The 13375-nt window shown below is 64.3% G+C and carries 8 protein-coding genes; 5 read left to right on the forward strand and 3 right to left on the reverse strand.

Annotated features, from left to right (window positions below; translation table 11 throughout):
- Positions 1 to 16 precede the first annotated feature (16 nt).
- Together F8197_RS21280 and F8197_RS21285 are read right to left on the reverse strand one after the other, a co-directional pair.
- A complete protein-coding gene (locus tag F8197_RS21280) occupies positions 17 to 4189 on the reverse strand; it encodes a DEAD/DEAH box helicase (RefSeq protein WP_152883479.1) in 4173 nt (1390 codons plus the stop codon).
- Positions 4190 to 4191: 2 nt separating this feature from the next.
- Positions 4192 to 6150, reverse strand: coding sequence for a S9 family peptidase (locus F8197_RS21285; protein WP_152883480.1), 1959 nt, complete (start codon positions 6148 to 6150; stop codon positions 4192 to 4194).
- A gap of 97 nt (positions 6151 to 6247) precedes the next feature.
- On the opposite strand from F8197_RS21285, the gene hemE reads away from it, so the two are divergent.
- The 4 genes from hemE (at position 6248) to F8197_RS21305 (ending at position 10857) form a co-directional block, all read left to right on the forward strand.
- A complete protein-coding gene (gene hemE / locus F8197_RS21290; RefSeq protein ID WP_019924109.1) occupies positions 6248 to 7330 on the forward strand; it encodes a uroporphyrinogen decarboxylase in 1083 nt (360 codons plus the stop codon).
- A gap of 565 nt (positions 7331 to 7895) precedes the next feature.
- A complete protein-coding gene (locus F8197_RS21295) occupies positions 7896 to 9932 on the forward strand; it encodes a primosomal protein N' (protein ID WP_152883481.1) in 2037 nt (678 codons plus the stop codon).
- A 197-nt stretch (positions 9933 to 10129) separates the two neighbouring features.
- A complete protein-coding gene (locus F8197_RS21300) occupies positions 10130 to 10678 on the forward strand; it encodes a hypothetical protein (protein WP_152883482.1) in 549 nt (182 codons plus the stop codon).
- Positions 10675 to 10857, forward strand: a complete 183-nt coding sequence (locus tag F8197_RS21305; RefSeq protein WP_152883483.1) for a hypothetical protein — start codon at positions 10675 to 10677, stop codon at positions 10855 to 10857. Before F8197_RS21300 ends, F8197_RS21305 begins: the two co-directional genes overlap by 4 nt.
- 54 nt (positions 10858 to 10911) lie before the next feature.
- On the opposite strand, the gene F8197_RS21310 is transcribed toward F8197_RS21305, so the two are convergent.
- The gene (locus tag F8197_RS21310) at positions 10912 to 11811 is read right to left on the reverse strand and encodes an ArgP/LysG family DNA-binding transcriptional regulator (protein WP_152883484.1); all 900 of its coding nucleotides are present in this window, start codon (positions 11809 to 11811) and stop codon (positions 10912 to 10914) included.
- A gap of 105 nt (positions 11812 to 11916) precedes the next feature.
- Between F8197_RS21310 and F8197_RS21315 the strand changes: the two genes are divergently transcribed.
- Positions 11917 to 13356: a dihydrolipoyl dehydrogenase gene (locus F8197_RS21315; protein WP_152883485.1), complete on the forward strand. Its 1440-nt coding sequence runs from the start codon at positions 11917 to 11919 to the stop codon at positions 13354 to 13356.
- Positions 13357 to 13375 lie beyond the last annotated feature (19 nt).

Here is a 13375-nt window from a genome sequence, read left to right on the forward strand (position 1 = left end):
GCGACCCTGTTACAAGCTAATACTTGAGCCCCTCTTGCAACATGTTCAACATCTCGCCCGCCGACATGCGGCCCGAGACATCGCTGCCTTCGAGCAGGCTGTCGGCCAGGTCGCGCTTGTGCTGGTGCAGATCGACGATGCCTTCCTCGATCGTATGGCGCGCCACCAGGCGATAAATGGTCACCGGCCGCAGCTGGCCCATGCGATGGGCGCGGTCCGAGGCCTGGTCTTCCACCGCCGGATTCCACCACGGATCCATGTGGATCACGTAGTCGGCAGCGGTGAGGTTGATGCCCACGCCGCCCGCTTTCAGGCTGATCAGGAAAACGTCGCCGATACCGGCCTGGAACGCATCCACGCGCTTCTTGCGCTCGTTCATCGGCGTGGAACCGTCGAGGTACTGGTAGCCGATATCGTTGGCGTCCAGGTGGGCGCGGATCAGCGCCAGGTGATCGACGAACTGGCTGAACACCAGCACCTTGTGGCGGTTTTCCAGCAGGCCGGCCAGCAGGTGCGCAAACGCGGCCAGCTTGCTGCTGGCGATGCCCAGTTCCGGCGAGACCAGGTTCGGATTGCAGCAGGCGCGGCGCAGCTTCATGATCTCGGCCAGGATCTGGATCGATTTCTTTTCCGCCGGCCCTTCCACGGCCGCCAGGGTCTCCAGCGCCGTGCGGCGCAGCGATTCGTACAGTGCGGTTTCCTCGGCCGACAGGTCCACTTCGAGCGTGATCTCGGTGCGCGGCGGCAGTTCGGTCAGCACCTGCGACTTGGTCCGGCGCAGCATGAACGGTTGAATCAGCCGGCGCAGGCGGTTGCGCGCGCCCACTTCGGCGCGGTGGTCCTGCGGCTTTTCGATCGGCGCGGCAAAGCGCAGGTTGAACTGCTCGATGCTGCCGAGCAAGCCCGGGTTGATGAAGCGGAACAGGTTCCACAACTCGCCCAGGTGGTTTTCCAGCGGCGTGCCGGTGCACGCCATGCGGAAGTCGCCATTCAAGGCCATTACCGCCTGCGAGCGCTTGGTGGCGCCGTTCTTGATCGCCTGCGCTTCGTCGAGCACGATGGTGCGCCACTTGACGCCCGCAAACAGTGCCGCTTCCAGTTGCAGCAGGCCGTAGCTGGCCACCACCAGGTCGTACGGCTGCAGGGTGGCCAGGGTGTCGGCACGGTCGCCGGCGCCGAACATCTTGACGTTCAAGGTGGGCGCAAAGCGCGCCGCCTCGCTCACCCAGTTCAGGCACACGGACGTCGGTGCAATCACCAGGGTAGGGCCATCCGGTGCGCGCGACAGGATCAGCGCCAGCGCCTGCAGGGTCTTGCCGAGGCCCATGTCGTCGGCCAGGCAGGCGCCCACGCCCCAGTGCGCGAGCCTGGCTAACCAGTTGAAGCCATCGACCTGGTAGTCGCGCAGGTCGGCCTGCAAGGTGGACGGCAGCACCGGCTCGAACGCGGTCTGCTCGGCCATGCGCGCCAGGTGTTCCTTCCACAGCTTGTCGGCCTTGACGCCACCGACGTCGTCGGCCAGTTCTTCCAGCGCGAACGACGCCAGCGGGTGCAGGCGTACGCCGTCTTCGGTCAGCTCGCCGTAGGCCGAGACTTCGCGCAGGCGCCGATGCAGTTCGTCGGCCAGCGCCAGGAAGCGGTTTTCGCCCAGTTCCACGAAGCGGCTTTTGCTTTTCTGGACCAGTTCGAGCAGGGTGCGCAGGTCCATCACCTTGTCTTCGTCGATCTGCACCTGGCCGCTGGCGGCAAACCAGTCCTTGTTGCTCTTGATGGCCAGGCGTACCTGCTTGGTCTCCACCTTGGCCGTGACGCGGAATTTTTCGCCTTCGGGCCAGGCGATGACGATGCTCTCGGGCGGCAGCTCCTGCAATTCGGTCAGCAGTTGCAGGCACAATGCGGGCTGGCCCAGCAGCCATTCACCGTGTTCCTGTTCGGCGGATTCGAGTACCGGGCATTTGGCGATCAGCGCGCGTTCGGCGTCGCGCTCCTCGACCAGCTGGCGCCGTGCCTGCATCGGCTTGCCGCCGGCGTCGGCGATCACGCTGTCGGCACCGTCGCCGGGCGCGTAGTAGGCGCCGTTGGGTAGCGGCCGCACCAGGATCTGCATCTTGAGGCCATGCTGGTAGGGCAGCAGGTGCACGTGCAGGCGCATGTCGGCCTCCACCTGTTCCATGTCGGGCGCGGCGCCGCCGATGTCCGACTGCACCGTCACCAGCGACGAAATCGACCGGATCGCGTGCAGTACCTGTTCTTCGGCGTGGGCCGGCACGTTGAGGGCGTCGCCGACGATGGCACCAATGCGCCGGTGCTCGTCCTGGATGGTGACCACGCGCAGGCGCGTGGGCGTTTCCTTGGTGACGATCACCGTGGCGCTGTCGTCGGGAATCGGCGGGTGCAGGCGGATTTCGAGGTTACCCGCGCTTTTGCGGATCAACAGTTCCGGCTCGCCCGCCAACAGCTCCACCCGCATGTCGGGCGCATCGGCCCAGTACAGCAGCGGGTGGCCGACCAGGGCGGCAACCGCGCGCTGCGGGTTGACTTCATAGGCCATGCCACTCGACGTGTAGCCGCGATGCGAGACCGTGATCGATTCGGTGGCGCGCACGTCCTGCGGCGTGAGGAAGTCGAACGCCTCGGTCTCGAAGCGCAGGCGTTTCAGGCTGGCCGCGCGGCCCTTGCTCCAGATGCCGCGCGCATCGCGCTTTTGCTCGACCGGTGTCACTTCCGTCACGCCCCAGCGCGGCTGGTACTCGAGCAGCCATACCAGGCGCGAGGCCTTGCCCGTACCGGCCACCGCCGCGCCCTCGGGCTGCTGCAGGTTGATCAGCGCCGTGAGCTGGCGCTGCCAGCCTTCCTGCCGCTCGAACCAGGTGGACAGGTCGGGCAGCGCCAGGCGCGCGCGCAGGGCGGCGCCGCGCTCGGACATCCCGACATTGCCCAGGTGGCCCAGCAAGGTGGCTGCCTGCGCCGCGATGAAGTAGAAACCGGCGCGGTCGGACTGCTCGAACAGTTCCTGCAACTGCAGCTTGCGCTCGCCCAGGTGCGGCACCGACAGCCAGTAGAACAGCAGGCACTGGAACAACTGGGTTTGCAGGTCGGGGTCCCATGCCAGGTTGCCGATGGCGTCGGCGGTCATGGTGCCGGCGCGGACCTGGCGCAGCAGGTCGAGCTGCTGGAAGATCGCGCTGCCCCGGTTTTGTGGCATGCGTACCGCGATCTCGAGGTAGGCTTGCACGCTTTTCTGGTGCTTGGGGTCCGGACTGCGCAGCAGCGCAGCCAGGTACAGGTAGCTGCCGAAGCCGTCGAACAGCTGCTTGCGCTTGCCGGTCTCGCGGCGCAACGTCTTCAGTGCCACCTCAAAACCTGCCAGCGCCGCGCTGCCCGCGCCCTGCAACAGCACCACGGTGCTGGCGAGGAACTGGCTGTCGGGGCCGGCCGTGCCGTCCAGGTAACGCCTGGCGTCGTCGATGCGTCCGCCCAGGATGGCGTCGGCGGTCAGCGCCATGCGCAAGGCCGGGGCGACAGTGTCTTTGGTCGCCTGCCGGCGTTGCAGGTGCTGTTCGCAAAATTCGCGGATGCCCGGCGCGGTTTGTGGTTCGTACTGGGCGTTGTGCAGCAGGGTGGCCAGGATATCGTCCTGCATCAGCGGGTGCACGCGCGCCAGCATGCCTGCCTCGAACGGGCGCCCGAAGATTTCCACGATCGGATGCAGTTGCGCCGCCTCGTAGCTGTTCTGGCAAAACGCCAGGATCGGCGCCAGTTGCTGCGGCGCCTGGCCGCGCAAGAGGCCCATGCGCAAGAGCGCCATGCCGGCGCGGTAGCTGCGCGGCTCGTAGCCGCCCCAGGTCTGGCGCAGCGGCACCAGTTCCATGTAGGCCGCGCACAGGTCGTCGAGCGCATGGGTGCCGATGGCGGCGCGGATGGCGGGCCAGCGCAGCTTGGGATTGCAGACGTGGCCGCGTCCCACCACCACGCTGATGAAGGCCAGGCGGTCGAGTTTTTGCATGGCGTCGTCGAGGGTGAGCACGGTGTAGCGCTTGCCCTCGGCGTTTTCGATGCGGGCGTGCTTGAGCAGGTCGAGGATGGCGGTGCGTCCCACCGGCTCGCCGATCAGCGCCAGCAGCGCCAGGATCATTTTTTCATTGAATTCCAGCGCGTCGAATTCGTGCTGCAAGGTGGTATCGGTCATTCTCAGTTGGGCAAGTTATCGATGTGAACCGGCGCCGGCGCGGCCGCATCGTGCAGGCCGAACATGCGCTGGTAAAAATACAGTTCCGCTTCCAGGGTGCGTACGATGTTCTCGCCCTTGCGGAAGCCATGGCCTTCGCCTTCGAGCGGCACGTACGCCACCGGCACGCCGCGCGCGCGCAGCGCATCGACCATCATCTCGGACTGCTGCGGCGGCACCACCTTGTCGTCCAGGCCCTGGAAGAAAATCATCGGGCGCTTGAGGCGGTCGGTGTGGTTGATCGGCGACCTGGCCTGGTACAGCGCCTCGGCCTGCGGCTGCGGCGCGATCAGGTAGGCATTGTAGTGCGATTCGAACTTGTGCGAGTCCTGGTCCAGCCCTTTCAGATCCGACACGCCGTAGTAGCTGGCGCCCAGCTTGAACACGTCGTGGAACGTCAGCGCGCACAGCGTGGTCAGGCCGCCGGCGCTGCCGCCCCGGATGATCAGGCGGTCGTTATCGGCCAGTCCCCGTTCGACCAGCGCGCGGGCGCCGGCCACGCAGTCTTCCACGTCCACGATGCCCCACTGGCCGCGCAGCAAATCGCGGTAGGCGCGGCCAAAGCCGGTGCTGCCGCCGTAGTTCACGTCCAGCACGCCGAAGCCCCGGCTGGTCCAGAACTGCGTGGCCAGTTTTAAGGTGTTGACGGCCATGCCGGTGGGGCCGCCGTGGCTGATCACGATCACCGGCGGTTTTTCGGCGTCGGGCGCGGTAACCAGTGCATTGCGCGGCGGGTAGAAGAAGGCGTAGGCAGTGCGGCCGCCGCTGGCAAACTCCAGGTTGAGCGGCACCGACAGGTTGGCTTCGTCGGGCAGATCCTCGATCGACTGCGCCAGGATTTCCACGCCTTCTTCGGTAAAATCGATGCGCGCCAGTTCCAGCGCAATGGTCGGGCTGCCGGCCAGCATGGCGACATAGCCGGGCGCCACGCGCAGTTCGCGGATTTCCTCGTACGGGTTGGAGAGTGGTTCCAGCTTGCCGCTGGCCGGCAGCAGGCGCGCCAGGCGGCTCACGCCCTTGTCGATATAGGTGCAGATGATTTCGCCAGCCGAGCGGAAGCCGTACATGCTGTTACCGAAGGTCCAGTGCGGGCCGCCGAACTCCGCTTCCATCGGGCACAGCGCCTCGATTGTCTGATCGCCGCCCTGGCGGTACAGGTTCCACCAGCCGCTGCGGTCCGAGACAAAGTGCAGCAGGCCGTCCGGCGACCACTCGGGTTGGCAGATCGATTCCTCGGCGCCGCCCGCCACCTGCACCGGCGCCGCCAGCGTGCCGTCCGCGTTCACGTCCGCGCGCCACAGGGTGGTGCCCTGCCACGGCATGCGCGGGTGGTCCCAACTGAGCCACGCCAGTGTGCGGCCATCGGGCGCGAGGCGCGGCGACGAGTAAAAGTCGGCGCCTTCAACCAGCACTTGTTCAACGCCGTCGAAGCCGACCGCGCTGATGGTATTGACCGGCTGCGCGTGGTCGTCGCCATCGTCGGCGTGCAGTTCGCGCACGCCGATCAGGCGCTCATGCGCGCGGTCGGGCACGAAGTCGGCAAAACGGTGTTTGCCACCCTGTGACAGCGCCACCGGCGCGGCGTGGTCTGTGTCGATGGCGAGGCGGTACAGGCGGTTATCGGCAAAATGCGAGAAGTACACGGTGTCGCCATCGACCAGGTACGCGCCGCCGCCGTATTCGTGGACGCGGGTGCGCACGTTGAACGGTGCGGGCGTCAGTTCCTGTGTTTCGGCGCCGTGGTGGCGCAGCAGGGTGTTGCGGCCCGCTTCGGCCGCGCGGCCGGCCAGCCAGAAGATGTCGTTGCCGTCCGCGCCGCCCACCTGCAAGCCGGACATCGGCGTGGCGCCGGCCGCCACGCGCGCGGCGTCGATGGTCGAGGTCCAGGTGCCGTAGGGGGCGATGGTGGGCGTGGCGGTCATGGCGTCTCCAAAAAAGGGTGATCAAAGAGGCAAGCTTCCAGCGAAAGCGCACCCGGAGTGCGATAATAATCCTTTCGCCGCCATTTGATGATCACCGATGCCACAATTCGCCCCGCTCCAGAATGATACTTTCCTGCGCGCGCTGCTGCGCCAGCCGACGGACCACACCCCCGTGTGGCTGATGCGCCAGGCGGGGCGCTACCTGCCGGAATACCGCGCCACGCGCCAGAAGGCCGGCTCGTTCATGGGCCTGGCCACCAATCCCGACTACGCCACCGAAGTGACGTTGCAGCCGTTGGCCCGCTTCCCGCTCGATGCGGCGATCCTGTTCTCGGACATTCTGACCGTGCCCGACGCCATGGGCCTGGGCCTGTACTTCGTGGAAGGCGAGGGCCCGAAGTTCGAGCGTCCGCTCAAGACCGAGGCCGAAGTACTGGCGCTGCGCGCGCCGGAACTCGATTCGCTCGACTACGTGTTCAAGGCCGTCACGCAAATCCGCACGGAGCTCAATGGCCGGGTGCCGCTGATCGGTTTCTCGGGCAGCCCGTGGACGCTGGCGTGCTACATGGTCGAGGGCCAGGGCTCGCGCGAATTCCACACGATTAAAAAGATGCTCTACAGCCGCCCGGACCTGATGCACCACATCCTGTCCACCAACGCCCAGGCGGTGGCCGCCTACCTGAACGCCCAGATCGACGCTGGCGCCCAGGCCGTGATGATCTTCGACTCGTGGGGCGGCGCGCTGGCCGATGGCGCCTATCAGACCTTCTCGCTCGACTACATGCGCCAGGTGGTGTCCTTGCTCAAGCGCGAAAAGGACGGCGTCAAGATTCCGGCCATCGTCTTCACCAAGGGCGGCGGCCAGTGGATCGAGCAGATCGCCGACACCGGCGCCGATGCCGTGGGCCTGGACTGGACCGCCAATCTCACCCGCGCGCGCGCTGCCGTGGGCCACAAGGTGGCGTTGCAGGGCAACCTGGACCCGGCCATCCTGTTCGCCAACCCGGAACAGATCGTGGCCGAAGTGCACAAGGTGCTCGACGCCTTCGGCAAGCCGCAGGACGGTAACGGCCACGTGTTCAACCTGGGCCACGGCATTTCACAATTCACGCCGCCGGAGAGCGTCTCGGTGATGGTGGAAGCGGTGCACAGCTACAGCCGGGCGCAACGCGCCAGCTAAGGGCAAGTTCCAGGGAAGGGGCACGTTTCCTCCGGGGACGTGCCCTTTTTGCTTGGTGCACCCGGGCAAGCAAACCGACTTATGCACAATTTTTTCTACTGCAAAAATAACAGGCACTGCCATTTTGTGACCCCGGCATGTGCTTGCAAGTGATTGATTTTTATAGATAAAATTTGTGTCATGAAAGGCATGGTTGCTCTTCAATACCATGTTGCACACAATCGTGGAGCACGTTATTTTGCCATTCTCCACAAAGTTATCCACATAAACTGTGGATAAAAAATAAAAGGTCTTAGTAAACCGGGACTTAGCGCGTGGTTGGGGATAATGTCACTGTCCGGGGCTGTTTATAGTCCGCCTGGCATGCTAATTACTTTACTTATGCACAGCGGCGCATAAATACCCGGTTTAAAAGCCCCTCTATGGTGTATTTTCCAAGTGGTTGATTTTAAAGAAATTTAATTTCGACATTTCCCCTGTTTGCCGACGCTAGCATGGGTGATGTCACCACTTTCTGTAGGTTAAGATTCCTTTGTCCACAAAGTTATCCACATAAATCTGGCACATGACCGCTCTCTTTCCGCACTGCATCTTGCGCATCGCGCTCGACACGCCGCTCAACGCTGTTTTCGACTATCGCTGGCATTGCGAAGCCGACGCGCGGCCGCAGGTGGGGCAGTTGGCTCTGGTGCAATTCGGCTCGCGCGAGGTGACCGGGCTGATCGTGGAGGTGGCCGACCAGACCGACGTGCCCGAAGCCAAGCTCAAGGATGCGCTGGCCGTGCGCAGCCAGTTGTCGCCGTTGTCGCCGCAATGGCTGGCGCTGGCCGGCTTTGCCGCCGACTACTACCAGCGCCCGCTGGGCGAGGTGGCGCTGCCGGGCCTGCCCAAGAACCTGCGGGTGAGCACCACGGTGGCGCTCGACCGGGCCATTAAAAAGCTGGCCAAAAACGAGGCGCCGCACGACGCCACGCCCGCCAACCCGCCGCCGCTCAATGCGCAGCAGCAGGAAGCGGCCGACGCCATCGGCGGCGCCACCGGTTTTACCCCCACGCTGCTGTACGGCGTAACCGGCAGCGGCAAGACCGAAGTGTATTTGCAGGCCTGCGACCAGGTGCTCACGCGCGAGCCGGACGCGCAGATCCTGATCCTGGTCCCCGAGATCAACCTCACGCCCCAGCTGGAAGGCAATATCCGCGCGCGGTTCCCGGGCGTGATGCTGGCCACGCTGCACAGCAGCCTGTCCGAGGGCGAGCGCATGCTGCACTGGCTTGCTGCACACCAGGGCCGCGCGCGCATCGTGCTCGGCACCCGGCTGGCGATTCTTGCCTCGCTGCCCAATTTAAAACTGATCGTCATCGACGAGGAGCACGACCCGTCGTACAAGCAGCAGGAAGGCTTGCGGTATTCGGCGCGCGACCTGGCCGTGTGGCGCGCGTGGCAGTTGCAGATCCCGATCGTGCTGGGCTCGGCCACGCCATCGCTGGAAAGCTGGCATCACGCGCAGTCGGGCCGCTACCGCAAGCTCGAGCTGCGCGAACGCGCCGTCAAAAACGCCGTGCTGCCGCAGGTGAAACTGCTGGACATGGAACGCGACAAGCCGAAAGACGGGCTGACGGCGCAACTGGTGGCGGCGCTCAGGCTGCGCATGGAGCGCGGCGAACAGTCGCTGTTATTCCTCAACCGCCGCGGCTACGCACCGGTGATCTGCTGCGAGTCGTGCGGCTGGATCAGCGAATGCACGCGCTGCACGTCGTTCATGGTGCTGCACCGCCCCGAGCACCGGCTGCGCTGCCACCATTGCAGCCTGGAGCTGCGCATCCCGCGCCATTGTCCCACCTGCGGCAACGTCGATCTGCAGCCGCTGGGGCGCGGCACCCAGCGCGTCGAAGAAGGATTGCAGGCGCTGTTTCCGGAAGCGCGCGTGCTGCGCATCGACGCCGACTCCACCCGCAAGAAGGGTAGCGCGCAGGAAGCGTTCGACACCGTGCACCGGGGCGAGGTCGATATCCTGATCGGCACCCAGATGGTGGCCAAGGGCCACGACTTCAAAAAACTCACGCTGGTTGGCATCCTCAATCCCGATACCGCGCTGTTCTCGCAGGACTACCGCGCCAGCGAGCGCCTGTTCGCGCAGCTGATGCAGGTAGCGGGCCGGGCCGGGCGTGCTGGCCGCACCGAGAACGGCAGCGAGAGCGAAGTATTTATCCAGACCCGCTACCCGCAGCACCCGCTGTACGGCGCGGTGGTCAACCACGACTACGACCACTTCGCCACCGCGCTCCTCGAAGAACGCGAACAGGCGGCGCTGCCGCCATACCTTTTCCAGGCGCTGCTGCGTGCCGAGGCGCGCGAACTGGCCACGGCGCTGGAATTTTTGACGATTGCCCGCGATTGCCTGGCCCACCCCAACATCACCATCAACGACCCGATCCCGATGACGATGACGCGCGTGCACAACGTCGACCGCGCGCAGTTGCTGATCGAGTCGCCATCACGCCCGCAGTTGCAGGCGTTCCTGAAGCAATGGATGGACATGCTGCGCTCGATGAAGACCAGCCGGGTGAAGTGGTCGCTGGAAGTGGACCCGCTCGATATCTAGGGCGTTCCGATACCTTTGGTCACTGCCGGGTTGGCGATTCCTTGAATTAGAATGGACCGTTCAAGATAACGTCCACGGGTGTGCCGGTGTTCAATAGCCGAAACATTGCTGAGCCAGAAGTAAAATCCCGCTTATGTGGGTTGGCTTCAATTGCCAAATTCCACAAGGACAGGGGCGCGCGGTGCTATGTATGTTCCATGGGGCGGCGCACCGGCTTTGAGCATCTGCTGTGCTACTGCGGCGAGACTGGTAACGAACTGGTGCGTCATAGTGATCGGGCGCCAGACCGGGTTGGCCTGCCCAAGCGCCATCTGATGCAGGCTAAAAGCAGAGGTGGCCGGCTGGTCATCCACCACAACCATCCGCAAGACATGTCGCTCAGCCTGGTCGATATTCTGCACCTGGTGTCCCGGCCCGGCATGATGGAACTGTTTGCACATGGACATGATGGCTCGTGGTACTGGGCCGAATCGCACCGGCGGCGTGACGGGCACGACATGGTTTTGCACGGGGCAAATGCCCTTGTGAAGGCCTACCGGCAGCTGGCAACAAGAGGTAGTCCACTCAGGGAGGAGCTGGCGCCACACTTGCTCAATCTCGCCCTTGACTACTCAGGGATCATCATGTATAAATTTCAGCTGGGTCAATCCATGATTACTTCTGTGGCATCTGTGTCGGAAGACCGTAAGAATTGGTTGCTCGACTGTGTCAAAGAAGCCATCAGAAAGGAAAGGCAAATATCATGATGTTCCTCGAAAGTCCGTCGTTGTTCGCCCCGCTTTCAACGTGGGAAGCCTGGGCCAAACGCTTGAATACCTTCAATCCCCATGACAAAACTGTCGTGGCAGAGAAAGAACGGACAAAAAAAATGATCGCTCTTCTCAAGGAGCCGGTAGAAGTTACCGATGAATTTATTCCTGCATGAGATAGTTTTCATCCTGCAAAAAGGCGCTTAGGTGCCTTTTTTGTTTTCAGACGACTATGCTTGCAACAATACCCGCCGCGCTGTCGCCACCAGTTGCTCGCTGAGGATGCGCGTAAACGGCGTGTCGAGCTTCCATGCATGCCAATTGAGCGCTACGTCCACGTGGTGGCCCGGCGCCAGGTCCACCAGCCGGTCCTCGGCCAGCGCGCGCGCCACCTGCGGCAGTGGCATCAGGCCGTAGGCCAGGCTGCCGTAGATGCATTCGAGGCTGGCGGCCGATGACGGTATGGTGTGGTGCGGGTACGGGCCTTTCAAATCGAGCACGTCGCGCAGGAAGCCGGCCGTCATGTCGGCATCCACGGTCATGGCCGGCGCCAGTTGCGCCGCTTCCAGGATAAAACCGTCGCCGAACCAGTGGCCGACAAACGCCGGGGTGGCCACGCACACGTAGCGCATCACCCCCAGCGGCGTGACTGTCGGACCAGCGCTACCGGCTGGCTGGTCGTCCGGGCCTGCCGCTGCAACCGCGCCAAATACGCTACCCTCCCGCACCAGATGCAGGGCCTTGGCACGGTCGGCCTGTTCGATATTGAGCTGGCAACGGGGCGGCGACAGCAACGGCTGCAAACTGAGCGGCAACCAGGTGGCCAGGCTGGCCGCATCAACCGCCAATCCCACCTCGGGCATGCTAATCTTGTTGCCGAGATCGATATCGAGCGCCGCTTCCATCAATTTGACGTTGCGGTGGTGCGATACCAGCCGCTGGCCGAGGCCGGTGGCCACGGCCGGCTGGCCGCGCACGACCAGCAGCCGGCCGGCCGCGTCTTCCAGCGCCTTGATGCGTTGCGACACGGCCGACTGGCTGATGCCCAGCGCCAGGGCGGCTTTTTCGAAGCTGCCCTGGCTGACGACGGCATCAAGCACGGCCAGCGAACGATAATCGAGGTGGTCCATAAGCTGTACTTATAAAATTTTAAAACAATAAGCAATACTAATTGATTTTGCCGCACAGCAAATATTTTGTGTTTCAATCGGAACCGCCCCAAGGCAATGCATACAATGAAAACTATTAAGACAGAAGTAGCTGTGATCGGCGGCGGTACCGCCGGCATGACGGCCTACCGTGCCGCCTCCAGCGGCGGCAAGAAAACCGTGCTGATTGAGGGCAATGTGTTTGGCACCACGTGTGCGCGCGTGGGCTGCATGCCCAGCAAGCTGCTGATTTCGGCTGCCGACGCCGCCCACGCGGTGCGCGAAGCGGCGCCATTCGGCGTCCAGGCCGGCGAACTGACGATCGACGGCCGCGCCGTGATGGCGCGCGTGCGCAGCGAGCGCGACCGTTTCGTCGGTTTCGTTACCGAGGCGGTGGACAACTATCCGGCGGCGGACAAGCTGCATGGCTACGCCCGCTTCCTCAGTCCTACCCGCTTGCAGATCGATGAGCACACGATCGTCGAGACCGAGCGGGTGGTGATCGCCACCGGTTCCAGCGCCATTGTGCCCGACGAGTGGCGCGCCGGGCCGCGCGTGATCACCAGCGATGACGTGTTTTACTGGGACGACCTGCCCAAGTCGATCGCCATTGCCGGCGCCGGCGTGATCGGCCTGGAACTGGGCCAGGCGCTGCACCGCCTCGGCGTGCGGGTGACGATTTTCGGACGCGGCGGCAGCGTGGCGCAACTGGGCGACCCCGAAGTGCTGAGCGTGGCGCGCAAGGTCCTCAAGGACGAGCTGGACCTGCGCTTCGATACCAAGGTGGTCAAGGTAGAACAGCATGGCGAACAGATCACCGTCACCAGCGAGCACAAGGACGGAGAGAGTCGCACCGAACACTTCGATTACCTGTTGTCGGCGATCGGCCGCAAGCCCAACCTGGGCAAACTGGGCCTGGAGCACACGGGCCTGGTGCGCGACCACCACGGCGTGCCGGTCTATAACAAGTACACCATGCAGTGCGGCGACAGCGCCATCTTCATCGGCGGCGATGCCGACGACGAGCTGCCGCTGCTGCCGGAGGCGGCCGACCAGGGCCGCATTGCCGGCGACAACGCCGCGCGCTACCCGGACGTGCGTCCCGGCCTGCGCCGCACGCCGCTGGGCATCGTCTTTACCGACCCGCAGATCGCCACGGCGGGCGCCAGCTACAAGCAATTGTGCGACTCGCACCCGGGCCGCTTCGCGGTGGGCCAGGTATCGTTCGAAAATCAGGGCCGCAGCCGGGTGATGTTGCAGAACAAGGGGTTACTGCGCGTGTACGCGGAATTCCGCAGCGGCCGCTTCCTGGGCGCCGAGATGATCGGTCCCCGCGCCGAGCACATCGGCCACCTGCTGGCCTGGGCAGCGCAGGCGGGCCTGAGCGTATCTGCCATGCTGGACATGCCGTTTTACCATCCGGTGGTGGAGGAGGGCGTACGCACGGCGCTGCGCCACCTGGCGCACGAACTGGCCAACGAACCGAAGCACGACGATCCGTGCGTCGATTGCACGCCGGCGCCGTAATCGTCCGCCAGGGCGCAGC

Source organism: Duganella sp. FT27W, assembly GCF_009295655.1.
GTDB classification, from domain to species: Bacteria; Pseudomonadota; Gammaproteobacteria; order Burkholderiales; family Burkholderiaceae_D; genus Rugamonas; species Rugamonas zoogloeoides.

Excerpts from the sequence above, each read along its gene's own strand:
- F8197_RS21280 (WP_152883479.1), bottom strand. The coding sequence starts at position 4,189 with ATGACCGATACCACCTTGCAGCACGAATTCGACGCGCTGGAATTCAAT.
- F8197_RS21305 (WP_152883483.1), top strand. The coding sequence starts at position 10,675 with ATGATGTTCCTCGAAAGTCCGTCGTTGTTCGCCCCGCTTTCAACGTGG.
- F8197_RS21285 (WP_152883480.1), bottom strand. The coding sequence starts at position 6,150 with ATGACCGCCACGCCCACCATCGCCCCCTACGGCACCTGGACCTCGACC.
- hemE (WP_019924109.1), top strand. The coding sequence starts at position 6,248 with ATGCCACAATTCGCCCCGCTCCAGAATGATACTTTCCTGCGCGCGCTG.
- F8197_RS21315 (WP_152883485.1), top strand. The coding sequence starts at position 11,917 with ATGAAAACTATTAAGACAGAAGTAGCTGTGATCGGCGGCGGTACCGCC.
- F8197_RS21295 (WP_152883481.1), top strand. The coding sequence starts at position 7,896 with ATGACCGCTCTCTTTCCGCACTGCATCTTGCGCATCGCGCTCGACACG.
- F8197_RS21310 (WP_152883484.1), bottom strand. The coding sequence starts at position 11,811 with ATGGACCACCTCGATTATCGTTCGCTGGCCGTGCTTGATGCCGTCGTC.
- F8197_RS21300 (WP_152883482.1), top strand. The coding sequence starts at position 10,130 with ATGGGGCGGCGCACCGGCTTTGAGCATCTGCTGTGCTACTGCGGCGAG.